At 71.3% G+C, this 23,552-nt stretch carries 26 protein-coding genes and 1 tRNA gene; 14 read left to right on the top strand and 13 right to left on the bottom strand.

The window, feature by feature from the left end; translation table 11 throughout:
• Positions 1-20: 20 nt before the first annotated feature.
• From recR to AB4Y78_RS13880, 6 genes are all read left to right on the top strand, one after another.
• Entirely contained in the window at positions 21-620 is a 600-nt protein-coding gene (recR, locus tag AB4Y78_RS13905; RefSeq protein WP_306514359.1) for a recombination mediator RecR, read from the top strand.
• Entirely contained in the window at positions 613-1,167 is a 555-nt protein-coding gene (locus tag AB4Y78_RS13900) for a DUF5063 domain-containing protein (RefSeq protein ID WP_259911435.1), read from the top strand. The genes recR and AB4Y78_RS13900 overlap by 8 nt, the downstream gene beginning before the upstream one ends.
• A gap of 115 nt (positions 1,168-1,282) precedes the next feature.
• Positions 1,283-2,557, top strand: coding sequence for an aspartate kinase (locus AB4Y78_RS13895; protein ID WP_007929517.1), 1,275 nt, complete (start codon positions 1,283-1,285; stop codon positions 2,555-2,557).
• Entirely contained in the window at positions 2,554-3,633 is a 1,080-nt protein-coding gene (locus AB4Y78_RS13890; protein ID WP_441715531.1) for an aspartate-semialdehyde dehydrogenase, read from the top strand. The genes AB4Y78_RS13895 and AB4Y78_RS13890 overlap by 4 nt, the downstream gene beginning before the upstream one ends.
• A 204-nt stretch (positions 3,634-3,837) precedes the next feature.
• On the top strand, positions 3,838-4,746 hold the full coding sequence (locus tag AB4Y78_RS13885; RefSeq protein ID WP_007929506.1) for a LytR C-terminal domain-containing protein: 909 nt from the start codon (positions 3,838-3,840) through the stop codon (positions 4,744-4,746).
• Entirely contained in the window at positions 4,743-5,951 is a 1,209-nt protein-coding gene (locus tag AB4Y78_RS13880; RefSeq protein ID WP_282072386.1) for a pyrophosphate--fructose-6-phosphate 1-phosphotransferase, read from the top strand. Before AB4Y78_RS13885 ends, AB4Y78_RS13880 begins: the two co-directional genes overlap by 4 nt.
• 170 nt (positions 5,952-6,121) lie before the next feature.
• Here the strand turns inward: AB4Y78_RS13880 and AB4Y78_RS13875 are convergent, their stop codons facing one another.
• The 7 genes from AB4Y78_RS13875 to AB4Y78_RS13845 all read right to left on the bottom strand — a co-directional run bounded on the left by AB4Y78_RS13875 (position 6,122) and on the right by AB4Y78_RS13845 (position 10,703).
• Positions 6,122-6,862: an enoyl-CoA hydratase-related protein gene (locus tag AB4Y78_RS13875; protein WP_441715528.1), complete on the bottom strand. Its 741-nt coding sequence runs from the start codon at positions 6,860-6,862 to the stop codon at positions 6,122-6,124.
• Entirely contained in the window at positions 6,859-7,224 is a 366-nt protein-coding gene (locus tag AB4Y78_RS13870; RefSeq protein WP_259911445.1) for a YchJ family protein, read from the bottom strand. Before AB4Y78_RS13870 ends, AB4Y78_RS13875 begins: the two co-directional genes overlap by 4 nt.
• Positions 7,225-7,237: 13 nt before the next feature.
• Positions 7,238-7,873, bottom strand: coding sequence for a GntR family transcriptional regulator (locus AB4Y78_RS13865; protein ID WP_259911446.1), 636 nt, complete (start codon positions 7,871-7,873; stop codon positions 7,238-7,240).
• 9 nt (positions 7,874-7,882) lie between these two features.
• Entirely contained in the window at positions 7,883-8,824 is a 942-nt protein-coding gene (locus AB4Y78_RS13860; RefSeq protein WP_441715526.1) for a VOC family protein, read from the bottom strand.
• A 297-nt stretch (positions 8,825-9,121) separates the two neighbouring features.
• Positions 9,122-9,195: transfer RNA gene (locus AB4Y78_RS13855), tRNA-Pro, on the bottom strand.
• Between the two features lie 72 nt (positions 9,196-9,267).
• A complete protein-coding gene (locus AB4Y78_RS13850) occupies positions 9,268-9,768 on the bottom strand; it encodes a hypothetical protein (RefSeq protein WP_441715524.1) in 501 nt (166 codons plus the stop codon).
• Positions 9,765-10,703, bottom strand: coding sequence for a metallophosphoesterase (locus tag AB4Y78_RS13845; protein ID WP_441715522.1), 939 nt, complete (start codon positions 10,701-10,703; stop codon positions 9,765-9,767). Before AB4Y78_RS13845 ends, AB4Y78_RS13850 begins: the two co-directional genes overlap by 4 nt.
• Before the next feature lie 56 nt (positions 10,704-10,759).
• Between AB4Y78_RS13845 and AB4Y78_RS13840 the strand changes: the two genes are divergently transcribed.
• Entirely contained in the window at positions 10,760-11,218 is a 459-nt protein-coding gene (locus AB4Y78_RS13840; protein WP_259911459.1) for a GatB/YqeY domain-containing protein, read from the top strand.
• 55 nt (positions 11,219-11,273) lie between these two features.
• Here AB4Y78_RS13840 and AB4Y78_RS13835 read toward each other — a convergent pair whose 3' ends face one another.
• From AB4Y78_RS13835 to AB4Y78_RS13825, 3 genes are all read right to left on the bottom strand, one after another.
• On the bottom strand, positions 11,274-13,796 hold the full coding sequence (locus AB4Y78_RS13835; RefSeq protein WP_259911461.1) for a transglycosylase domain-containing protein: 2,523 nt from the start codon (positions 13,794-13,796) through the stop codon (positions 11,274-11,276).
• 62 nt (positions 13,797-13,858) lie between these two features.
• Positions 13,859-15,013 (bottom strand): ArsA family ATPase, encoded by a 1,155-nt coding sequence (locus tag AB4Y78_RS13830; RefSeq protein WP_259911463.1) that lies wholly within the window; start codon positions 15,011-15,013, stop codon positions 13,859-13,861.
• On the bottom strand, positions 15,013-16,008 hold the full coding sequence (locus AB4Y78_RS13825; protein ID WP_259911465.1) for an ArsA-related P-loop ATPase: 996 nt from the start codon (positions 16,006-16,008) through the stop codon (positions 15,013-15,015). Before AB4Y78_RS13825 ends, AB4Y78_RS13830 begins: the two co-directional genes overlap by 1 nt.
• Positions 16,009-16,037: 29 nt before the next feature.
• Here AB4Y78_RS13825 and AB4Y78_RS13820 point away from each other — a divergent pair, with 29 nt between their 5' ends.
• The 4 genes from AB4Y78_RS13820 to AB4Y78_RS13805 are packed head-to-tail and all read left to right on the top strand — an operon-like array spanning position 16,038 to position 18,311.
• Positions 16,038-16,193, top strand: a complete 156-nt coding sequence (locus AB4Y78_RS13820; protein ID WP_007926759.1) for a DUF4177 domain-containing protein — start codon at positions 16,038-16,040, stop codon at positions 16,191-16,193.
• Complete coding sequence (locus AB4Y78_RS13815) at positions 16,193-16,657, top strand: RidA family protein (RefSeq protein ID WP_259911467.1); 465 nt, start codon at positions 16,193-16,195, stop codon at positions 16,655-16,657. The genes AB4Y78_RS13820 and AB4Y78_RS13815 overlap by 1 nt, the downstream gene beginning before the upstream one ends.
• On the top strand, positions 16,657-17,502 hold the full coding sequence (locus AB4Y78_RS13810; protein WP_441715518.1) for an NUDIX hydrolase: 846 nt from the start codon (positions 16,657-16,659) through the stop codon (positions 17,500-17,502). Before AB4Y78_RS13815 ends, AB4Y78_RS13810 begins: the two co-directional genes overlap by 1 nt.
• A complete protein-coding gene (locus tag AB4Y78_RS13805; RefSeq protein ID WP_441715516.1) occupies positions 17,499-18,311 on the top strand; it encodes an MBL fold metallo-hydrolase in 813 nt (270 codons plus the stop codon). Before AB4Y78_RS13810 ends, AB4Y78_RS13805 begins: the two co-directional genes overlap by 4 nt.
• 134 nt (positions 18,312-18,445) lie before the next feature.
• On the opposite strand, the gene AB4Y78_RS13800 is transcribed toward AB4Y78_RS13805, so the two are convergent.
• Complete coding sequence (locus AB4Y78_RS13800; RefSeq protein WP_007926753.1) at positions 18,446-19,123, bottom strand: Crp/Fnr family transcriptional regulator; 678 nt, start codon at positions 19,121-19,123, stop codon at positions 18,446-18,448.
• A 104-nt stretch (positions 19,124-19,227) separates the two neighbouring features.
• On the opposite strand from AB4Y78_RS13800, the gene nth reads away from it, so the two are divergent.
• On the top strand, positions 19,228-19,905 hold the full coding sequence (nth, locus tag AB4Y78_RS13795) for an endonuclease III (protein WP_083853685.1): 678 nt from the start codon (positions 19,228-19,230) through the stop codon (positions 19,903-19,905).
• Complete coding sequence (locus AB4Y78_RS13790) at positions 19,902-20,582, top strand: NUDIX hydrolase (RefSeq protein WP_007926749.1); 681 nt, start codon at positions 19,902-19,904, stop codon at positions 20,580-20,582. The genes nth and AB4Y78_RS13790 overlap by 4 nt, the downstream gene beginning before the upstream one ends.
• On the opposite strand, the gene AB4Y78_RS13785 is transcribed toward AB4Y78_RS13790, so the two are convergent.
• Both AB4Y78_RS13785 and AB4Y78_RS13780 read right to left on the bottom strand, forming a co-directional pair.
• Positions 20,545-21,399: an alpha/beta fold hydrolase gene (locus AB4Y78_RS13785; RefSeq protein WP_441715534.1), complete on the bottom strand. Its 855-nt coding sequence runs from the start codon at positions 21,397-21,399 to the stop codon at positions 20,545-20,547. The two genes, AB4Y78_RS13790 and AB4Y78_RS13785, sit on opposite strands and share 38 nt — an antisense overlap.
• Positions 21,400-21,452: 53 nt before the next feature.
• A complete protein-coding gene (locus AB4Y78_RS13780) occupies positions 21,453-21,911 on the bottom strand; it encodes a phage holin family protein (protein WP_007926746.1) in 459 nt (152 codons plus the stop codon).
• A gap of 217 nt (positions 21,912-22,128) precedes the next feature.
• Here AB4Y78_RS13780 and AB4Y78_RS13775 point away from each other — a divergent pair, with 217 nt between their 5' ends.
• Positions 22,129-22,944, top strand: coding sequence for a glycerophosphodiester phosphodiesterase family protein (locus AB4Y78_RS13775; RefSeq protein WP_007926744.1), 816 nt, complete (start codon positions 22,129-22,131; stop codon positions 22,942-22,944).
• Positions 22,945-23,552: the final 608 nt, after the last annotated feature.

Genomic DNA, 23,552 nt, shown 5'->3' with positions numbered 1-23,552 from the left:
CCGGGGCGTAGGGTCGAGGCGTGTACGAAGGTGTGGTCCAGGACCTGATCGACGAGCTCGGGCGGCTGCCCGGGGTCGGCCCCAAGAGTGCCCAGCGGATCGCCTTCCACCTCCTGCAGGCGGACCCGCAGGACGTCCAGCGGCTCGTCCAGACCCTCAGCGAGGTCAAGGACAAGGTCGCCTTCTGCGAGACCTGCGGCAACGTCGCGGAGGGGCCCCAGTGCCGGATCTGCGCAGACCCGCGGCGTGATGCCAGTGCCATCTGCGTCGTCGAGGAGCCCAAGGACGTCGTCGCCATCGAGCGCACCCGCGAGTTCCGGGGGCGCTACCACGTGCTCGGCGGGGCCATCAGCCCCATGGACGGCGTCGGCCCGGACGACCTGGGCTTCACCGAGCTCATGGCGCGCCTGTCCGACGGGACCGTCGCCGAGGTGATCATCGCGACCGATCCCAACCTCGAGGGCGAGGCCACCGCCTCCTACACGGCTCGGCTGCTGTCCCCCTTCGACATCCGGGTCACGCGACTCGCCTCCGGCCTGCCGGTCGGCGGCGACCTCGAGTACGCCGACGAGGTCACGCTCGGGCGTGCCTTCGAAGGGAGGAAGCTGCTCAATGCCTGACGAGACCACGCTGCTCGCGGACGAGTGCGCCGCCGAGGCCCGCAGCTGGCTGGCAACCGTGGCGGAGATCGCCTCGGGTGCCGCGCCGGAGAGCGCCATCCCGCTCCTGCTGCTCACGACGAGCCAGATCCAGCTCGTCGGGGCCCGGCTCGGGGCGATCGCCGACGTCGTCCTCGACGAGCGCTTCGAGCGTGACCCCGGCCCTGACACCGAGCTCGACCCACTGCGGGAGGGGCTGTCCCGGCTCCTCGACGGCGTCGACGAGTACGCCGACGTCGTCGACCCCGTCACCTCGGTCGAGACCACCCGCGGGTCGCTGAGCAACGACCTCGCAGTCGTCGCGGCCGCCCTCGCACACGGTCTGGCGCACCACGACGCCGGTCGCACCGTCGAGGCTCTGTGGTGGTGGCAGTACAGCTATCTCGCCGACTGGGGCGACCGCGCGGCGATGGCCGTCCGGGTCCTGCAGACCCTGCTCGCCCACCTGCGTCTCGACGCCGACCCGGAGGTCGTCGGCGAGGCGGAGTTCGACGCCCTCCACGGGTGAGCCTCGTCGCGTCCCGTGGACGTGAGTCGGTCTGGGAGGCTCGGGTCGTTATCCTCGAGGGGTCGTGCCGGCCCGTGCCCGGGCCGGACCCGCGAGACCATCACGGAGATGTCCCTTGAGCCTGGTTGTCCAGAAGTACGGCGGTTCGTCGCTCGCCGATGCCGAGAGCATCAAGCGCGTGGCGCACCGCATCGTCGAGACGAAGAAGGCGGGCCACGACGTGTGCGTCGTCGTCTCGGCCATGGGAGACACCACCGACGAGCTGCTCGACCTCGCGGAGCAGGTGAGCCCCGTCCCGCCGCCGCGCGAGATGGACATGCTGCTCACCGCGGGTGAGCGGATGTCGATGGCTCTCGTCGCCATGGCCATCGCCGACCTGGGACACAGCGTGCGCTCCTTCACCGGGAGCCAGGCGGGTGTCATCACCGACACCGCCCACGGCAAGGCCAAGATCATCGACGTCACCCCGGGCCGCATCACCGAGGCCCTCGGCAAGAAGCACATCGTCATCGTCGCCGGCTTCCAGGGCGTGAGCCAGGGGACCAAGGAGATCACCACGCTCGGTCGTGGTGGCTCCGACACGACGGCCGTGGCCCTCGCCGCAGCGCTCGAGGCGGACGTCTGCGAGATCTACACCGATGTCGACGGCATCTTCACCGCCGACCCGCGCATCGTCAGCACCGCGCACAAGATCGACCGCATCTCCCACGACGAGATGCTCGAGCTCGCCGCGAGCGGTGCCAAGGTGCTCCATCTGCGGTGCGTCGAGTACGCGCGCCGTTCCAACATCCCCATCCACGTGCGTTCGTCCTTCTCCTCGAAGGAGGGCACGTGGGTCCTGCCCCCCGACGCTGAAGGAGCCGAGGACATGGAAGAACCGATCATCGCGGGTGTCGCCCACGACAGCAGCGAGGCCAAGATCACCGTCGTCGGGGTCCCCGACCAGCCGGGGCGCGCCGGCCAGATCTTCACGACCATCGCCGAGGCGCAGGTCAACATCGACATGATCGTGCAAAACGTGTCCGAGGCGGACACGGGCCGCACCGACATCTCCTTCACCCTGCCGATGAGCGACGGCCAGGTCGCCGTCGAGGCACTCATGCGCACCAAGGAGGAGGTGGGCTTCGAGTCGATCCAGTACGACGACCAGATCGGCAAGCTCTCCCTCGTCGGTGCCGGCATGCGCACCAACCCCGGCGTCTCGGCGACCTTTTTCAAGGCGCTCGCCGACGCGGGCATCAACATCGAGATGATCTCGACCTCGGAGATCCGGATCTCCGTGGTGACCCGCGCCGACCAGCTCGACGACGCCCTGCGGGCGCTCCACACGGCCTTCGACCTGGACTCCGACGAGGGCGAGGCCGTCGTCTACGCGGGCACGGGTCGGTGACCGCCTCCCCGTCGCCGTCCACCGGGCCGACCCTGGCCCTGGTGGGGGCGACGGGGCGCTTCGCGGAGGCCATCGTCTCCGCACTCGCCCTGCGTGACGACCGCTGGGGCGACATCCGCCTGCTCGCACCGGGCGTCACGACCCGGACCCTGGGCGTGCGCGGCCGGGAGCAGCAGATCGAGGTGCTCCGCGAGGACTCCTTCGAGGGCGTCGACGTCGCCCTCTTCAATCTCGCCCCGGAGATCACGCCCGAGTGGGCGGCCCGAGCCGTCGCGGCCGGAGCCGTCGTCGTGGACGCCAGCGCGGCCCACCGGGGCGACCCGGACGTCCCGCTCGTCGTGCCGGGCATCAACTCCCACCTCGTCGCCGAGCGGTCCAAGGGCATCATCGCCCTGCCGGGGCCGGTGACCTGGGGGCTCATCGACGCCGCGCACGTGCTGCACCAGGGCTGGGAGCTGCAGCACCTCGTCGTCACCGGTCTCATCGCGGCGGTGTCGAAGTCCGACGCCGGCGTGGCCCGCCTGCGCGAAGAGCTGCACACCGTCGCCGCCGAGCCGATGATCGGCCAGCACCCGGGCGACGTGCGTGCGGCGGTCTCCGACCTGCCGGTCGGCTCTCCCTTCCCCGCGCCGTTGGCGCTCAACGTCATCCCCTGGGTCGGCCAGCCCGACGAAGGGGGCTTCACCTCCGCCGAGCTGTCCGTCGGTGCGGAGGTGCGCAAGGTCCTCGGGCTGCACGAGAGCGTCCCGGTGGTCGCCACGCTCGTCCAGGTGCCGGTCGTCCTCGCGCACTCCATGGCGCTGCACGCCCGCTGCGCGCGGCCGGTGGCGATCGACAAGGTGCGTCAGGCCTGCGTCGCGGCTCCCTCTCTCGTGCACCTCGACGAGCAGACCGGCGAGGTCCCGACGCCGGTGGACAGCGTCGGCATCGACCCGCGGTTCGTCGGGCGGATCCGCCAGCCGAAGGGGGCGGGCCACCACGTCGACCTCTTCGTCAGCGCGGACACCACCCGTCGCGGGGCGAGCGCGATGCTGCTCGTCGCCGAGCTCGTGGCGGACGAGATCCGCGCCGGCTGACCCCGCTGCGCGGCCGCGGCGTCGCCGCGTCGTGACCCGCGCGCAACCGACGCGTCACCCTGCGCGTCAACACTGGTGATGACGGATCGGTCTCGGTCCGGGAACGATCACGCCGTGTGACTTGTGTGACTGGTGTGGTCAGAGTGAATGTGAGCACCACGTACACTTGTGGCGGGGACAGCACGGAAGGACAGGGGTCAGCACGTGGACCAGCACTCGGACGACACTCCGGTCACCTACCGGGTCGTGGGTTTCGACGAGCTCGAGGGCGCAGCCGCCGAGCACTACCGTCGCCAGCGTCGCCGTCGCCTCCTCCTCTTCGTCACCCTCCCCGGCCTCGTCCTGGGCACGGCCACGGTCGCGACCGCCTACGGCACCGGTCTCATCGGGAGCGAGACCCCCACGTGCGCTCCGATCGTCGAGCCGGCACCCGAGCGCGACTCCTTCGACATCCAGCTGCTCAACAGCAACGACACCGACGGGCTGGGCACCGACGTCGCTCGAGAGCTGACCCTGCGCGACTTCTCGATCACGTCGGTCGGCAATGCGGACAGCTCGGTCTACGTCAAGGGCGCGGCCACGATCTACTACGGCCCCGAGGGCCGCGACAACGCGCTGCTCCTCCAGAAGCAGATCCCGGGCTCCAAGGTCTGGAACGACGCGCGCCCCGGTGACAGCGTGCAGCTCGTCCTGGGCTACGGCTTCGACAAGCTCGTCTCCGAGCCGGAGCCGCCGCTGCCCGCGCCCTCCGAGATCACCCTCAACGTCTACAACACGACGTGGCAGGAGGGGCTGGCCTCCGAGGTGGCGGGTGATCTCAAGGACCGCGGCTTCAAGGTCAAGGCCACCGGCAACGACCCGAAGATGAGCTTCCTCGAGGACGAGGTCGCGATCATCCGCTTCGGCCCGGAGGGGCAGCGCGCCGCCAAGCGCCTCGCCCAGCAGGTCGAGGGTGTCCAGCTGCAGAAGGACGACCGCACGACCAACAAGGTCGACCTCGTCCTCGGCAACAAGTGGGACGACCTCAAGCCAGCCTCGCAGGTCCCGGAGGTCAAGCCCTACGTCCGCCCGGCCGAGACGATCCAGAAGCCCTGCACGCCCGAGGGCTCGTGACGGTCCGGACCGTCGCGCTCCTCACCTCCGGGGGGCTCGCGCCCTGCCTCTCCTCGGCGGTGGGGGCACTCATCGAGGAGTACACCCGGGTCGCGCCCGACGTGCGCATCATCGGCTACCTCGACGGGTACGCAGGCCTGCTCACCGGCCGGCACGTCGAGATCACCGACGAGGTGCGGGCCACCGCCACCCGGCTGCACGCCTTCGGTGGGTCCCCGCTCGGCAACTCCCGGGTCAAGCTGACCAATGCCGCCGACGCCGCCCGGCGCGGCCTCGTGCCGGAGGGGGCCGACCCCCTTCGGGTGGCGGCGGACCAGCTCGTGGCCGACGGAGTCGACGTGCTGCACACCATCGGTGGCGACGACACGAGCACGACGGCCGCAGACCTCGCGGCGCACCTGTCCGACGAGGGCCACGAGCTGCAGGTCATCGGTCTGCCCAAGACGATCGACAACGACATCGTGCCGATCCGGCAGAGCCTCGGCGCCTGGACTGCGGCCGAGCAGGGGGCACTCTTCGCCCGCCACGTCATCGCAGAGCACTCCTCCAGCCCGCGCATGCTCGTCGTCCACGAGATCATGGGCCGCCACAGCGGCTGGCTCACCGCGGAGACCGCGCGGCGCTACCGGGCTGACCTCGCCTCGCGTGAGTTCGTCCCGGGCATCGGCAACGACCCCCGCCGGTGGGACGTGCACGCCGTGTACGTGCCCGAGCTCGACCTCGACCTCGAGGCCGAAGGGAGGCGACTGCGGGCCGTCATGGACGAGCTCGACTGTGCCAACGTCTTCGTCGCCGAGGGTGCCGGCGTCGACGAGATCGTGGCCTCCCTCGAGGCGGATGGCGCCGACGTGACGCGCGATGCCTTCGGGCACGTCAGCCTCGACGAGATCGACCCGGGGGAGCGGATCGCGGACGCTCTGGCCGACCGGGTCGGCGCGGACAAGTCGAAGGTGTGGAAGTCGGGCTACTTCGCCCGCTCCGGCGCGCCCAACGCCGAGGACCGTGACCTCATCGCCCGCAGCGCCGAGCTCGCCGTCCGGGCGGCCCTCGACGGTGGATCAGGCGTCGTCGGCCAGGACGAGGAGCGCGCCGACGAGCTGCGCCTCATCGAGTTCGAGCGGATCGCCGGTGGCGGTGCCTTCGACCCCGCCACCCCCTGGTTCGCCGACCTGCTGCACGACATCGGCCAGCCCCACGCCGACTGAGGTCGAGCCACGGCGGGGCGCGCCGTAGAGCGGAGGCAGGGTGGGGGTCGGCCCGACTCATGGGAAAGTCCGGACCTGCAGGCCAAGGCGACATCGCAGGCCGACCAGTCCGGACTTTTCCTTAGGGCCACCCCCAGCCCTGCCTCCGCGGAACCCGCTGCACGCGACCCCTAGCCCTCGTGCTTGCGCCGCAGCGACCACATCTGGGGCGAGCGCTCGAGCTCGACGGCGACCTCCCACGGCACGCCGCCCGGCGCGGTCTCGCGGCGGAAGCTGCGGACGAGGCGGCGGGCGAGCTCGGGGTCGGCGGCGACGCGAGAGGCGGTGTCGCGAGCGGCCTGCTCGACCTCGTCGTCCTCGTGGGCGGACCACGCGAGACCGAGCTCGACGGCACGCTCGCCGCGCACCTCCTCGCCGAAGAGCCCCATCGCCGCGGTGAGCTCGCGGCTGCCGGTCGTGCGGTGGAGCAGCGAGAAGTGGCCCCCGCCGGGGTGGATCCCGATCTGGGCGAAGCCCGGCAGCAGTCGCGCCGTCGTCGAGACGACCCGCAGGTCGGTCGCGAGCGCGAGGTTGAGGCCCGCGCCGACGGCCGCGCCGCGCACCGCGGCGATCGTCGGCAGCTCGATCGTGCCGATCGTCGTGAAGGCCGCGTAGACGGTCTCAAGGTTGCGATAGGCGGTGTCCTCGACGGGGTCGCGGCCGACGTCGGCGAGGACCTCGCGCACGGCACCTGCGCAGAAGTGGCGGCCGCCGGTGACGACGACCGCGCAGACCTCGGGGTCGGCCTCGGCCGTGCGCGCAGCGTCGATGAGCTCGCGGGACATCTCCACGGTCAGGGCATTGCGCCGGTCAGGTGCGTCGAGCGTGATCGTCGCGATGTGCTCGGCGACGGCGTACTGCACCTCGGTCACGGGATCTCCTTCGTGTAGAACCATCGGCCGCCACGTCGGGTGAACTCGCTCCGCTCGGCGAGCTGGCCCCCTTCGTACCGGGCGACGAAGTCGACGACGCCGGTGGAGTCGTCGGGGCCGCCGGCGACCACCTCGCGGACCTCCAGCCCCAGCCAGCGGGTGTCGTCGAGGTGCACCTCGGGGGGCCGGGTCCGGCCGTCCCAGGTGCGCCAGAGGTGCTCGGCGTTGCCGTAGACGTGGGCGGTGTAGCGGCTGCGCATGAGCTGCTCGGCGGTCTCGGCCTGGCCTTCGCTCGCCAGCAGCGGGCCGCAGCACGAGGCGAAGGGGGAGCCGGTGCCGCAGGGGCAGGGGTCGGCGCTCATGCCTGCAGGCTAGTCAGTCGCGCAGCGCGGTGCTGCGGATGTGCTCGGCGAGGGCCGCCTCGAGGGCCGGGCCGTCACCGGCCTCGAGCAGGTCGACGAGGTGGTCGTGCTCGCGGGCCAGCGCGACCATGTGGCGCTGCGGGGTGGGCTGCCCGAGCCGGGCGAGCCGGACGAAGGCGCCGAGCTGGTCGAGCAGGCGCAGCAGGGTGGGCATGCCGGCGGCCTCGGCGAGCGCGCGGTGGAAGGCCTCGTCGGCCTCGAGGAAGGCGGCGACGTCGCCCCCCTTCGCCTCGCGGCGTTGGCGGCTCACGAGCCCGCGGAGCCGGTCGAGGTCGTCGTCGGTGCGGTGCTCGCAGGCCGGCTCGGCGGCGGTGCACTCCAGGGCGACGCGCAGGGAGGTCACCTCGCGTCGGTGCTCGGGCGAGACGTCGACGACCCGCAGCTGGCGGCGCGGCCCGGGGACGAGCAGGCCCTCGCTCGTCAGCGCGCGCAGGGCCTCCCGCACCGGGGTGCGGGAGACCTCGTGCTCCTGCGCCGTGGCCACCTCGTCGACGGGGTCACCGGGGGCGAGGCGACCGCTCAGGATGTCGTCGCGCAGGGCGGCGAGCAGTCGGCCGGCCTTGGTCTCCGTCGACGGGGTGGCGGTCACGCGGGGACCCTACTTGGCGAAGATCTGCGACTCGTCCGCGAAGGCCTTGAACTCCATGGCGTTGCCGGCGGGGTCGAGGAAGAACATCGTCCACTGCTCGCCGGCCTGGCCCTCGAAGCGCAGGTAGGGCTCGATGACGAAGGTGGCTCCGGCCGCCTTCATCTTGCCGGCCAGGTCGTGGAAGTCGTCGTACGACAGCACGGCTCCGAAGTGGGGCACGGGGACCTGGTGGTCGTCGACGGAGTTGTGCCCGGCCGGTCCGGGGGAGCCGGCGGCGGTCTGGTGGGTGACGACCTGGTGGCCGTAGAAGTTCCAGTCCACCCAGAGGGTGTCGGAGCGACCCTCCTCGAGGCCGAGGACGCCGCCGTAGAACTCGCGGGCCTTGGTGATGTCGTCGACGGGGATGGCCAGGTGGAAGCAGGGACGTGCGGTCATGGAAAGGGTCCTCCTCGGGGCGTCGGTGCGCTCAATGTATACAAGTGGGGGGCTTGTATGCAATCCCGAGGAGGACCCGGCTGGGGGTTCGGGCCGGCGGTCAGCCGGCCGCGACGGTGGGTGTGGTGTGGCCCGCTCGCACCTCCCGGCGCAGTTGCCGGTCGGGCCCTTGGGCAGCTCGTCCATGAGCCAGATGACCCGGGGGTACTTGTAGGGCGCCACGCGCTCGCGGACGAACTGGCGCACGTCGTCCTCGGTCGCGCTCGACCCGGCGCGCAGCGTCACCGCCGCGGGGAAGGCGCGGCGGCCGTCGATCCCCGGCTCGGGCTCGGTGTCGTAGTCCCAGTCGAGCGGGCCCTTGAAGAGGCTCGGGAAGGCGGCCGGGATGTGGACCTCGTCCACGGTGTCCGCCGGGCCGGCCTCGACGAGGGCGACCGAGACCTCGGGGTCCTCGGTCAGCCGGGCGGCCAGGGCGCAGCCGGCCGAGCCGGCGCCGACGATGACGTAGTCGAACATGTTCACTCGCGATCTCCGTTGATGGCTTCGAGCTGTCCGACCAGCGTCGTGAGCGCGATTGACGATGCGCTTGGGGCTCGGTCACAGACCTGCCGTCCGGTCCTGTGGCGCGGCCACAGTGCGCGGGGCCCTGGCCCTGCCTGACGTCGGTGATGTCGCCTGGTGACCGTTGGTGTCACCGGGCTGCCCGGAGACGGGGGACCAGCTGACACCAACGCCGCCGGGCGGCCGAAAAGCACGAGCCGGACCTACGATGTTGTAGGTCCGGCTATGCCGATGTCCTGAGACATCACACGGTCGGGGTGACAGGATTTGAACCTGCGGCCTCTTCGTCCCGAACGAAGCGCGCTACCAAGCTGCGCCACACCCCGAGCTGTCCACCACCTGCGTCAGGCGGCGACAAGGAAGGATAACCCAGTCGCCGTCCGGAGTGACAATCGAGGTCAGCCGGGCTCTGACGAGGTGGCTCCCTGGCCGCCCTCGAGGGTCGTCGTCAGGCCGTCGGTGGAGTCGTCGGTCGTGCCCTGACCCGTCGTCTCCCCGGTGGTCCCGTCGCCGGGCTGGGTGCCCGTCTCCTGCGGCGGGTCCGCGGGTGGAGGCGTCCAGGTCGATGTCGGTGGAGGCGTCCACGTCGTCGTCGGCTCGACCGGCTCGCTCGTCGTCTCCGGGGTCCACGTCGACGTCTCGGAGGTGGGCTCGGGGGTCTCGGTCTCGGTGGGCTCCGACGAGACGGACGACGTGGTCGAGCTTGAGGTCGAGGTCTTCTTCGCCTTCTTCTTCGCCTTCTTCTTGGTCGTCGAGGGCGAGGGGTCCGAGGTCGACGTGGACAGCGTCGGGGCCGGGGGCAGGTCCACGGCGGGGGCGGCATCGGCCAGGGCCCAGGTGGAGGTCCCCCCGGCGAAGGCCACCGCGGCTGCCAGTGAGACGACTTCGCGCAGGTTCATCGGTCGAGTCCTTCCGGGACGAGCGTCATCAGGGTCGCCTCGGGCCGGCAGGCGAAGCGCACGGGGGCGTACCGCGACGCGCCGAGGCCGGCGGAGACGTGCAGCCACGCCGCGTCGCTCGGGCGGGGTGTCGAGGTGCCGGCACCCGGCCACCAGCGGGAGACCCCCTTCGCCCGACCACGGTCGAGGTCGCAGTTGGTGACGAGCGCGCCGTAGCCGGGCACGCACAGCTGCCCGCCGTGCGTGTGCCCGGCGATGACGAGGCGCGCTCCGTCAGCGGTCATCGCGTCGAGCACCCTCTGGTAGGGGGCGTGGGCGACGCCCACCGTCGTCGCGTCGGCCGCAGCGGGGGCGCTGACCGAGGCGTAGTCGTCGCGCTCGATGTGCGGGTCGTCGACGCCGACGAGGTCGATCCGCTGGCCGCCGAGGTGCAGGCTCGTCCGCGCATTGTCGAGGTCGACCCAGCCGGCGTCGGTCATGCCCGAGCGCAGTTCCTCGGTCGGCAGCGCGACGCGCTCGGCGACGACCTTGGCGTAGTCCTTGGTCAGGTACCGGCCGGGGTTCTTCGGCGTCGGCCCGTAGTAGTCGTTGGACCCCATGACGAAGACCCCGGGGCGCTCCAGCAGCGGCTTCAGTGCCTCGAGCGCGTGGGGGACGGCCTGGAGGTGGCTGAGGTTGTCGCCGGTGTTGACGACGAGGTCGGGCTCGAGGGCGGCCAGCCCGCGGATCCATTCCGCCTTGGTCCGCTGCCCGGGGACCATGTGGATGTCGCTGAGCTGCAGCACCCGCACCGGCAGGGACCCCGGCCGGAGCACCGGCAGGGCGTACCTCCGCAGGGTGAAGAGCCGCGGCTCGACGAGGGTGCCCCACGCCAAAGCGGCGGCGCCCGCAGCGGCCGCGCCGGCCACGAGGCGCGTCGAAGGGGGGAGTGTCACGACCCCATCCTTGCAAAGGGAGCGACGGGATGCTCGAGGGCTGAGACAATCGAGTCATGACCGACACCCTCAAGGCCACCCTCCAGCACGACCTGCACGCCGCGATGCGGGCCCGCGAGGAGGTGCGCGTGGCCACCCTGCGCATGACCCTCACCGCCATCAGCAACGAGGAGGTCTCCGGGACCACCGCCCGCGAGCTCAGCGACGAGGAGACGCTCAAGGTCGTGGCCAAGGAGGCCAAGAAGCGCAAGGAGTCGGCCACCGCCTACCGCGACGCCCAGCGCCCCGAGCTCGCGGACCGCGAGGAGGCGGAGCTCGCCGTGCTCGAGGGCTACCTGCCCGAGCAGATGGGCGACGAGGAGCTGACCGCCATCGTCGACCGGGCGATCGAGCAGGTCGGCGCGACGTCGATGGCCCAGATGGGGCAGGTCATGAAGCTCGCGCAGGGCGAGGCCGCCGGCCGGGCCGACGGCGGCGCCATCGCTGCCCGGGTCAAGGCCCGCCTCGCCGGCTGAGCCACGGACACGACGAAGGGGGTCGGGCCACTGGCCCGACCCCCTTCGTCATGCGTCAGTCCTCGTCGGGTGACGCCGTCCGCTTGGGTCTCGACGACGACGGGCTGGGCCGGTTCTTCGTCTTCGAGCTGGTCTTCGACGTCGACGTGGGTGCCGAGCTCGACGACGAGCTGCTCGAGGAAGGGCGCTGGGTCGTTGACGGTGCAGGGGGTGCCTGCGTCGTCGACGGCGCCGGCGGCGGGGTGTAGGGCGGTGTGCCGTTGGAGATGTACATCGTCACCGTGGCGCCCTTGAGAGCCTTGCCCCGCGGCTGGGTGTAGGCGACCGCTCCGGCTTGGACGCCGCTGTTGACCTGGCTGCCGACCTTGGCCTTGAAGCCGGCCTTCTTCAGCTGCTCCTCGGCCTGCGTCGGGCCGAGACCGGTGACGTCGGGGATGTCCCGCATGTCGCCGTTGACGACCTTCTGGCCGGGCTTCTTGAAGGTCTTCTTCGGCATGTCCTTGGAGGCCTCGTTCATGATCTCGCTCCAGATCGGGGCGGCGATGGTGCCACCGAAGACCTGGCCGTAGTAGCGACCACCGAGGGTGATGCCGTCCATGTCGTACTCGCGGATCGGGGAGCCGACCCAGATCGCGGTCGACAGCTGCGGGGTGTAGCCGGCGAACCAGGACTGCTTGTGGTTGTCCGTCGTGCCGGTCTTGCCAGCGGCCTGGCGGCCGCCGTCCAGGTCGTTGCCGGCCGCGGTGCCGCCCGGCTCGAGCGGGCCCAGCAGCAGCTGGGTGACGCCGCGGGCGACGTCGGGCTCGATGACCTGCTTGCATGCGGGCTTCTTGATCTTCATCTTCTTGCCGCTCGCCGTCGTGATCGACTCGATCGGGTTGGGCGGGCAGTACTTGCCGTCGGCGGCGAGGGTCGCGTAGCTGGAAGCGAGCTGCAGGGGCGACGTGGAGTCGGAGCCGAGGACGAGGTTGGAGATCGCGTAGTCGTCCTTGACCTTCTTGCCGTCGGCGTAGCTCAGGCCGTAGGGCAGGCCGTAGCCGTCGGTCAGCCCCATCTTGGACATGACCTTGGGGATGTTGCACGAGCCGACGTCCGAGGCGAGCTGGGCGAAGGCGGTGTTGATCGACTTCTTCGTCATCTCGGCCAGCGTCATGGTGCCGCCGATCTGGTAGTCGTTGGAGACCGGCCACCCGGCGACGTCACCGGTGCACTTGGACTGGAACTCGCTGGCCTGGAAGGTGTGCGGGTTCTTCACGCCGGCCGGCGGAGCGTTGACCGTCGAGTTGAGCGGCTTGCCCTTCTCGAGCGCCGCGACGAGGGCGTACATCTTCGCCGTCGAGCCGATGGCGAAGCCGTTGGTGCCGCCGTACTGCGCGGGCACGCTCCAGGCCTGCTCGGAGTACTTCGTCGAGGCCTTCTTCAGGCCGACCTTGTAGGTCGAGGTCTGGGCGATGGCCCGCACCTTGCCCGTGCCCGGCTCAACGAGCGCACCGGCGGCGCCGAACTTGTCGGTGCCGGCCGGGACCCGGTCGGTGAGGTCCTCCTTGAGCTGCTTCTGCCAGTCGCGACGCAGCGTCGTCTTGATCGTCAGACCACCGGTGTTGACGGCCTGCATACGGGCGTCCGGGTCGGGCCCGAGCTCGGGCATCTGGCGCAGGTACTGGATGACGTAGTTGCAGAAGTACGGGTCAGCGGCCTTGGAGCAGGTGCCGCCCTCGTTCTTGCGCACCTTGAGCATGCTCTTGACCGACTTCGACTTGGCCTTGTCCGCCGCCTCGGGGGTCACCATGCCGAGCTGCTGCATGCGGGTGATGACGACGTCGCGGCGCTCCTGGGCGCCTTCTGGGTTCTTCACCGGGTTGAGCGTGTCGGGGGACTGGACCAGGCCGGCGAGGGTCGCGGACTCGCCGAGGTTGAGGTCCTTGGCGTGCTTGCTGAAGTAGTGCAGCGAGGCTGCCTCGACGCCGTAGGCGAGGTCGCCGTAGTACACGAGGTTGAGGTACCCGGAGAGGATCTGGTCCTTGGTGTGGGTCTTCTCGACGTTGAGCGCGTACTTGAGCTCCTGGAGCTTGCGGCTGTAGGTCTTCTCGGTCGCCGCGCGGGCGGCGTCCTGGTCGTCCTCACGGATCGCCTTTTCCTGCAGCATGATCTTGACGTACTGCTGGGTCAGCGACGAGCCACCCTGGGTCTGGCCCGACGAGGCATTGGAGACGAGGGCTCGCGTCGTGCCACGCACGTCGATGCCGCCGTGCTCGTAGAAGCGGCTGTCCTCGATGGCGATCTGCGCCTTGCGCATCGTCGGCGAGATCTTGTTCAGCGGCACGACGATGCGGTTGGCGTCGTAGGGCGTCGCCAGCAGCTTGTTGTCGGCCGAGTAGATCTTCGACTGCTGGGCCAGCGGGTTGGCGGTGAACTCGTCGTCGAGGTTGTTGAAGCCCGTCGCCGTCGACTTCGCGGCCCCACCGGTCGCCCCCGCGAGCGGGATGACGATGCCGGCGCCGATGAGTCCGATCCCGACCGCGACCGCCAGGAAGGCGCCGAGCAGCCGGACGAGGTGAGGCATCCCGGAGTCAGACATGCCGACAGGGTAACCGGGCTACCTGAGCGTGGCCGGGAGCCCGCGCGGGCCGACGAAGGGGGTCAGCCTCCCCCGAGCGATGCGCCGACCTCGCGCAGTCCCTCCAGGTCGTGGATGTCGACCGAGCGGGCGGGCACGGTCCCGACCGGCACTCCGGGGTGCGAGGTGCGAAATCGGGTGACGACACCACGGTGCCGCGTTGCGGTCTCGGCGACCTCGGCGTGCACCCGCAGCAGGGCCGCGGCGACGTCGTGGCCGCCCAGCTCCTCGAGCTGGGCGGCGGCGTCGTCCGCGCGCCCGGCCCCCATCTGCTTGGCCGCGGCGACGTGCACCCGGTTGACGAGGACCCCGGCCAGCGGCATCCGATCGCTCGCCAGACGCTCGACGAAGAAGCCGGCCTCCCGCATGGCGTCCCGCTCGGGGGCGGCGACGACGACGAAGGCCGTCTCGGGCCGGGAGAGGAGGGCATAGGTCTCGTCGGCGCGCTGGCGGAAGCCGCCGAACATCGTGTCCATCGCCGCGACGAAGGTCTGGACGTCGCGGAGGAACTCGCCGCCGAGCAGCCTGGTCATGATGCCGCTCGCGAGGGAGACCCCGGCGCTGAAGACCTTGAGCGAGGCCCGGCCACCGACCTTGGCCGGTGCCGTGAGCAGCCGGATGAAGCGTCCGTCGAGGAAGGAACCGAGCCTCTGGGGCGCGTCGAGGAAGTCGAGCGCGGACCGGGAGGGCGGGGTGTCGACGATGACGAGGTCCCAGTCCCGGGTGCCGTCGGCCATCAGGCCGCGCAGCTGGCCGAGCTTTTCCATCGCCATGTACTCCTGCGTCCCCGCGAAGGAGCTCGACACGGCGACGTAGAAGGGGTTGGCGAGGATCTGCGCGGCCTTGTCGGGGGAGGCGTGCGCCTCGACGACCTCGTCAAAGGTCCGCTTCATGTCGAGCATCATCGCGTCGAGCGAGCCGCCGGCCGACGTGTCGATGCCGGCCACCGGGCGGGGGGTGTTGTCGAGCGCCTCGAGGCCGAGTGACTGCGCGAGGCGCCGGGCCGGGTCGATCGTCAGGACGACGACGCGGCGTCCCTGCTCGGCGGCACGGAGCGCGAGCGCGGCCGCCGTCGTCGTCTTGCCCACTCCTCCCGAGCCGCAGCAGACGATGATCCGCCGCTCCGGGTCACCGATGACCTCGTCGAGGTCGAGTCCGGGGCCGAGGTCCTTGGCCATCAGAGTGCTCCCTGCTCGGTCAGGGTGTCGGCAAACAACCGCAGCTCGCCCGACTCGACCCCGTCGCTGAGGTGGGGCAGGACCCGCACCGGGAGGGAGATCTGGTCGAGTACCTCCCGCTGCTCCGCCTGCAGCCGGGCCCGGTGGACGTGGTCGGCGCCCTCCTGGAGCAACCCGCGCACGAGGGCCGGGCCGGCGGTGACGTCCACGGCCGCGAGTCCTGCCTCGAGCCGGGCGCGCACGTCGTCGTCCTGCGCCGCGACGGCCGGGGCGTCGGCGTCGGCGACGAGCGGCTCGCGGACACCGTTGGCGATGACCGAGCCGACCCGCAGCGAGAGGCCGCCGAGCTCCTCGATGGCATCGAGCGTCTCCTGCACAGGCATCTCCTCGAGGAGGGTGACGAGGTGCACCGCGGTCGTGGGGCTCTGCAGCAGCCGGGTGATCGAGTCGGCCTGGTTGCGCACCGGTCCGACCCTCGCCACCTCCGACACCTCGGAGTTGACGTTGAGGAAGCGGCCGATCCGGCCGGTGGGCGGGGCATCGAGGATGACGGCGTCGTACACGGGGCGCTTCTTCGCCCCCTTCGTCACGCGGCCGACCGCCTCGTAGACGCGACCGATGAGCAGGACGTCGCGCACGCCCGGGGCGATCGTCGTCGCGAAGTCGACGGCGCCGACCTTTTCGAGGACGGAGCCGGCGCGGCCGAGCTTGTAGAACTTCTGCAGGTACTCGAGCAGGGCGGTCTTGGCATCGACGGACAGGCCGACCACCTCGCCACCCGAGGGGTCGGTGACGAGGGTGCGCTCCTCCGTGCCGAGCGGAGCGACGTCGAGCACCTGCGACAGACCCTGGCGTCCCTCGACCTCGGCCAGAAGTACCCGCTGGCCGCGCGCGGCGAGGGCCAGTGCCATGGCGGTGGCGACGGTCGTCTTGCCCGTGCCGCCCTTGCCCGTCACGACGTGCAGGCGGACGGGGGAGTCGGAGCGGCGGGTCACGCCCGACAGCCTACGAGTAAGGTGCCGACATGACCCAGTGGGAGTACGTCACCGTTCCGCTCATCGTCCACGCGACCAAGCAGATCCTCGACCAGTGGGGTGAGGACGGCTGGGAGCTCGTGCAGGTCCTGCAGGGTGACGGGGGCAACCTCGTGGCCTACCTCAAGCGCCCCAAGGCCGCCTGATGGGACGCATCGACGACCGCCTGGCAGAGCTGTCCATCACGCTGACCGACCCGCCCGCCCCCGCGGGCGCCTACGTGCCCGCGATCGTCGACGGTGACCACGTCCTGACCTCGGGCCAGCTGCCCCTCGTCGACGGCGCGCTGCCCACGACCGGCCACGTCGGGGCGGAGGTGGACCCCGAGGTCGCCAAGGATCTTGCGCGCACCTGCGCCATCAACGCGATCGCCGCGATCCGCTCGGTCATCGGCGACCTCGACCGCATCGAGCAGGTCGTCAAGGTCGTCGGCTTCGTCTCCAGCGCTCCTGACTTCACCGGGCAGCCCGGCGTCATCAACGGCGCGAGTGAGCTCCTCGGCGAGGTCTTCGGCGCGGCCGGCGAGCACGCCCGCTCCGCGGTCGGCGTCGCAGCACTGCCCCTCGGGGCGCCTGTCGAGGTCGAGGTGACGGTCCGGGTCCGGTCCTGATGGCCGAGCGGGACTTCCTCCTCGGGCAGGCCCGCGAGGCCCTGCTCGGGCTGGACGGCGAGCGTCCGGAGGTGCTCGAGCCGGCGCCGATCAAGCTGGCGGCGACGGTCATGCTCGTGCGTGACGACGAGGGCCCGCTCGAGGTCTTCATGCTGCGTCGGGTCTCGTCGATGGCCTTCGCCCCGTCCTTGCACGTCTTCCCGGGCGGTGGCGTCGACCGCCGCGATGCCGACGACGAGCTGCCCTGGGCCGGCCCGCCCGTCGAGGAGTGGGCCGAGCTCCTCGGCACCGACGAGGCGAGCGCGCAGATGCTCGTCGCGGCCGCGGTCCGCGAGATCTTCGAGGAGACCGGTGTCCTCCTCGCCTCGCCCGCCGCAGACGACGGCACGACGAAGGGGGAGCCCGCGCGCCTGGACGCCGAGGTCGCCGCCGACCTGCGGGCCAAGCTCGTCGCCCACGAGATCGGCTTCGGCCAGGTCCTGCTGGACCAGCACCTCGTGCTGCGCAGCGATCTGCTGCGCTACCGCGCGCACTGGATCACCGCCGAGGTCGAGCCGCGTCGCTACGACACCCGCTTCTTCATCGCCGCCGTGCCGGCGGGGCAGGAGCCCGACGGGGAGACGAGCGAGGCTGACCGCTCCGAGTGGCTGCGCCCGGCGGCCGCCCTGGGAGCCTTCGAGGACGGCGACATCCTGCTCATGCCCCCGACGCTCGTCTGCCTCGAGGAGCTGGCGGCCACGAGCACGGTGAGCGCTGCGCTCGCCGTCGACCTGACGATCGCCCCCGTCATGCCTGTCCTCGTCGACACCGACGCCGGGCCCGCGATGCGGGTGCAACTGCCGTGACCGGCGCCGTCGCACCCGAGCCCACCGCTCCCTTCGGCCAGTGGGTGGGCGGACAGATCACGGACCACGCCCACTGCCTCGTGCAGGGCAATCCAGGGCCGATGACCCTCGACGGCACCAACACCTGGGTCCTGCTGGCGCCCGGGGGGACCGAGGCCATCGTCATCGACCCCGGCGAGGACGAGCCGGAGCACCAGCAGCGCGTCGTCGATCACGTGAGTGGTCTCGGCGCCCGGGTCGCGCGCATCGTCGTCACCCACGGTCACCGTGACCACGACGAGGGCGTGCCGCGACTCGTCGCGCTGACCGGTGCGCCGGTCAGCGCCGTCGGACGCGGCCACGACGACCTCGCCGATGGCGCCGTGCTGCGCGCCGGAGGGCTGGAGGTCCGGGTCGTGGCGACGCCCGGGCACACGTCCGACTCGGTCTCCTTCGCGATCGAGGCCGACCACGCGCTGCTCACGGGGGACACCGTCCTCGGGCGCGGCACGACGGTCGTGGCCCACCCGGACGGTGAGCTCGCGGCCTACCTCGACTCGCTCGAGCGCATCGCGGCGCTCACCGGCAACGGCGCCGTGACCTCGATCCTCCCCGGCCACGGGCCGACGGTCCCTGACGCGGCGGCGATGGTCCACTTCTACCGCCTGCACCGCCGGGAGCGGCTCGAGCAGGTGCGGGCCGCGATGGCGGCCGGCGCGACCGACGCCGACGCCGTCGTCGCCACGGTCTACGCCGAGGTCGACCGCTCGGTCTGGCCGGCGGCGAAGATGTCGGTGCTCGCGCAGCTGCGGTACCTCGAGGGCGCCTGAGGCGCCTGCGGACCGTCCGCTGGCTGGGTCCATCTCCCGATCGTGGGCTGGCCACCCCATCCGCGCTTCATCCAGATGGACGCGCGAAGGGCCCGGCGCCTGAGGCGGCCGGGCCCTTCGCGGGGAGTCTGGGGTCAGCGGGCGCGCCGCTGGAGGCGCTCGACGTCGGTGAGGAGGACCGCGCGGGCCTCGAGGCGCAGCCAGCCGCGGGCGGCGAAGTCGGCCAGGGCCTTGTTGACCGTCTCGCGGGAGGCGCCGACGAGCTGCGCCAGCTCCTCCTGGGTGAGGTCGTGGGCGACCATCACGCCGTCCTCGACCGGACGCCCGAAGCGCTGGCTCAGCTCGAGGAGGGCCTTGGCCACGCGACCGGGGACGTCGGTGAAGACGAGGTCGGCGAGGTTTTCGTTGGTCCGACGCAGGCGGCGGGCGAGCGCTGCGAGCAGCGTGCCGGCGATGCGCGGGTGCGCCCCGAGCAGCTGGCTGAGCTGCTCGTTGCCCAGCCCGATGAGCTGGGTCTCCGCGACGGCGGTCGCAGTGGCCGTGCGCGGGCCCGGGTCGAAGAGGCTGAGCTCGCCGAGCATCTCGGAGGGCCCGAGGATCGCGAGCAGGTTTTCCCGCCCGTCGCTCGACGAGCGGCCGAGCTTGATCTTGCCCTCGGTGATCACGTAGAGACGATCCCCCTGGTCGCCCTCGTTGAAGAGGACGTCCCCGCGCTCCATGCGCACAGGAGTCATCGTCGCCATCACCTCAGCGGCATCGGCGTCGTCAAGGGTCGCGAAGAGCGGGGCGCGGCGTACGACATCGAGGTTCACAGGGGGCAGTGTGCCACGTGTCACGCATCAAGGGGGCCTAGGCTGCGGGGGTGTCTGTCGTGCGCGAGGAGTCCGAGCTGGCCCTGACCCGTCGGTCCCGCAAGATGTACCGCACGCTCCAGGAGCGGTACCCCTACGCGCACTGCGAGCTCGACTTCGACACCCCGCTGCAGCTGCTCGTGGCGACGGTCCTGTCCGCGCAGACGACGGACGTGACGGTCAACAAGGTGACGCCCACGCTCTTCGCGCGGTGGCCGACGGCGGCGGCGCTCGCCGACGCCGATCGCACCGAGATGGAGGAGGTGCTGCGGCCGACCGGCTTCTTCCGCGCCAAGACCAACTCGGTCATCAAACTCGGAGCCGCCCTCGTCGAGCGCCACGACGGCGAGGTGCCACCGCGCATGGCCGATCTCGTCAAGCTGCCGGGAGTGGGCCGCAAGACGGCCAATGTCGTGCTGGGCAATGCCTTCGGCATCCCGGGGATCACCGTCGACACCCACTTCGGGCGGCTGGTGCGCCGCATGGGGTGGACCGCGGAGGAGGACCCGGTCAAGGTCGAGCACGCCGTGGGCGAGCTCATCCCGCGCAAGGACTGGACGATGCTCAGCCACGTCATCATCTTCCACGGCAGGCGCACGTGCCACGCGCGTCGGCCCGCCTGCGGCGCCTGCCCGGTCGCCCGGTGGTGCCCCTCCTACGGCGTGGGAGAGACCGACCCCGTGGTGGCCGCGTCCCTGCTGCGGTACGAGCTCGCGCCGAGCGCAGCCGGGAGCGAAGGGTGAGCGCCGCCGCGCCGAACTGGTTGCTCACCGCGGAGGACTCCCTGCGGGCCGACCTGCCGGGGTGGTTCACGCAGTTCGCCCCGCCGGAGGCGCCTCCGCGTCGCTCCGCGGTGCTCATGCTCGTGACCCCGGGGGAGTCGGGGCACGACATCGTCCTCACCGAGCGCTCGGGGTCCCTGCGCAGTCATGCTGGTCAGGTCTCCTTCCCGGGCGGGAAGCTCGACCCGGGGGAGACCCCGGTGGAGGCGGCGCTGCGTGAGACGTGGGAGGAGGTCGGCGTCGACCCGGAGCGCGTCGAGGTGGTCGGGTCCTTCCCGGACCTCTGGCTCGGGCCGAGCAGCAATGCCGTGACCCCGGTCCTCGGGTGGTGGCCGGAGGGCGGCTCGCTCCGGGTGGTCGACCCCGGCGAGGTGGCCCGGGTCGAGCAGGTGCCGGTGGCACAGCTCGTCGACCCCGCCAACCGCTTCATGGTCAAGGGGCCGAGCGGCTACGTGGGGCCGGGCTTCGAGGTGGCCGGCCTCTTCGTGTGGGGCTTCACCGCGCAGCTGCTCAGCGTGCTCCTCGACGCGGCCGGTCTGACCCAGTCGTGGGACACGGACCGGCGTCGTCGCCTCCCGTGGCGGTTCGTCCGGCAGTACCTCACCGGGCCGGGTGGACGGCCGCCAGCCAGGCGATGAGCGCCTCGTTGGTCGTCCGCGGCGCCTCCTCGGGGACGAATGCCCCTGCGCCCGGCACCGTGCGCACCTCGAGCGGCCCGGTGACGTGCCGCTCGCACTCCGCCGCCATCGTCGTCAGCGAGGTCGGGTCCTCCGCACCGTGCAGGTGCAGGACCGGCACCTCCACCGGAGCCTTGACCCGCTGCAGGTACCGCAGGCCGGTCGGCGTGAGCCGGCACCGGTAGAACCACCGGTGGTACTCCGCCGCGGCGACCCCGGCGAAGGGGAAGGCCATCGCCTCGGTGTAGCGGCGCTCGACCTCGTCGGTGATCCAGGACCGGTCGTGGCCGGACCAGTCGTGCAGCCGGCGCGCCACGCTCACCGACTGCCGCTCCGAGGCGAAGGGGGTCTGCATCGCCCGCAGGTAGCGGTTGGCGCGCCACTGCACGGGGTGGCGCCACATGGAGTGGTGGAAGACTGCGGGGTGCGGCATCCCCATGGGCGCGATCGCGGCGGTCACGCCGGGGTGGTGGGTCGGCATGCTCCAGACGAAGGTGGCGCCCAGGCCCTGGCCGACGAGCGCTACCCGCTCGGCGCCGAGGCTGCGGATGACGGCGGCGAGGTCGTCGCACGCCGTGGGTGCGTCGTAGCCCGAAGGGGGTTTGTCGCTGGCCCCGAAGCCGCGCAGGTCAACCGCCACCGCGCGGTACCCGGCTGCAGCCACGGCTGGCAGCTGGTCACGCCAGCTCCACCAGAACTGCGGGTACCCGTGCACGAAGAGGACAACGGGCCCGGTCCCCGTCGACGTGACGTGGAACCGGGCCCCGTTGGCCGAGATGAAGCGGTGCTCCCACGGGCCCTCGACGAGGGCGGCCGCGGCGTCGGGCGGGTTCAGCTGCCCGGCTTGATGGCGGCGACCGTCTCCTGCGCGTTGCGGATCGCCTTCTGCGGCACGGTGTTCTCCTTGGCCTTCTTCAGCGCCTTGAGACCGAGCAGACCGGCGACGGCGGCGATGACGAAGAGCAGCACCGTGACGATGAGGTACCCGGCCCACATCGGCAGCCACACGGCGATCACCTGGGCGAGGGTGTGGAAGAGGAAGATCAGGCCGAGCAGCCCGACGAAGGCCGCGCCCCCGAGGAGGCCGGCGCCCTTGCCGCCGAAGGACAGCCCCTTGGTGACCTCCGCCTTGGCGAGCTGGATCTCGCTCTGGACGAGGGCCGAGATGTCGTGCGAGGCGTCGGCGACGAGCTGGCCGACGGTGCGCTCGGTGTCGCCGGGAGCCGGCTGGCCGACGAGGCGCCGGGCGGCGGGGTCGGTGCTGGCGGTGCGGGCGTGATCGTTGCTCATGCTGCTCCTGGTCGACGGTGCGAGCCACCTGAGGGTGACGTGAGTTCGACGATCAGCCTACCCACCGGTCGGGTTGCGCGACATCAGGCAGTGACACGGCGCGACCGGGGGCCCCGCGGCGACCTGCTGGCGACGCGACCGGGAAGTCCCGGTGAACGGTTGGCGCAGACGTCCCCAGCACGGCCCGGAGGCTCTCCGCAGGGTCCATCATCGAGACATGAGCTACGGCGAGGAGAGCGAGCCGCTGGCCATCGCGCACCGCGGTGGGGCGCTGCTCGCCCCGGAAAACACGCTGGCAGCCTTCGCGATGTCCACGGCTCTCGGACTGCGCTACCTCGAGTCGGACATCAAGCTGACGGCGGACGGTCACCTCGTCTGCTTCCACGACGAGACCCTCGATCGCTGCACGACGGGGCGGGGTCGACTGGGTGACTGGTCCCTGCGCGACCTGGAGCGTCGGGTGCGCGTCGGCGGGACCGAGCCGATCCCCACCCTCGAGGAGGCGCTCGTCTCTTTCCCCGACGCCTGCTTCACGGTGGACCTCAAGGACCGCGCGGCCATCGCGCCCATGGCCCGGTTGCTCCAGCGCCGTGATTACGCGGAGCGGGTGTGTGTCGCCGGGGCCTGGGACGGGTGGTTGCAGATGCTCGCCTCCCAGGCCCCGCACGTGCGGACCGCGCTCGGCTGGCGCTCGCTCGTCACCCTCATCTCGGCCTCCAAGGCGGGCGTCCAGCCGCCGGCCTCCGTCGTGCGTGGCCGCTTCGCCCACGTGCCGGTCCACCTCGGCCGGCTGTCGATCCACTCGGCCTCCCTGCTCCGGCGGGCCCACCGCCTGGGCGTGCGAGTCGTCGTCTGGACAGTCGACGACTCCGCCCGGATGCACGAGCTCCTCGACATGGGGGTGGACGGGATCATCACCGACCGTCCCGACGTCCTGCGCTCCGTGATGATCGGCCGCGGGGTGTGGACCCCGATGGGGGAGACGAGTGAACGGTCGGAGCACTGGGGAGGCCGGCCGGCCGACTGTCGCTGACGGGCCCGGGCCCCCCGTCCACCCACCCCGGAGGGGCGATCAGCACCCTCTCGGGCGCCGATTTGGTTTCTGCGGCGGGCGTGATCTAGTGTTCTCGATGTCAGCCCGAGAGGGAGGAACGGACACCAAGCGGTGGCTTTCGCAGTCGCCCCAGGCAGGCCGGTCCCGCAGGCTGACAGCCCAGTGAATCTTGGTCCATCGGCTTGGCCGTCAAGGTCAGGGAAGCGGACTTGGAGCCGAGCAGCGAGACTGCTACGGTGGGCCACCGCTGAAGATCCAAGCGCGTAGGTCTCCGGCCGCTCTGAGAGCGGGTCACGGAGTTGACGCCCAAGCGTGGACAGCGGTAAGTTGGAGAAGTTGCCCCTTGTGCGGTTCGCCTGATGTGGTGGGTTGTGTGGGGTGTGCGTGTGAATCTTGAGAACTCAACAGCGTGTCAAAAATCGATGCCAATACCTCGTTTTGGCTGATTGTGCCTGGTCCTCGTTGTGGGGGTTGGGTGTGGTTGGTCGAGCGAATTTTTTTCCTTTGGTTGACAATGAATCAAACAGCGATTGCGCTGGTTGTTCTTGCTCAGTCATGGTTCAGCCCTTTGTTGGGTTATGGATTGG

It is taken from the genome of Janibacter sp. RAF52, assembly GCF_052114035.1.
Taxonomy (GTDB): domain Bacteria; phylum Actinomycetota; class Actinomycetes; order Actinomycetales; family Dermatophilaceae; genus Janibacter; species Janibacter hoylei.
The sequence above is the reverse complement of the archived record's forward strand: the minus strand, read 5'-3'. Positions and strand labels throughout refer to the sequence as shown.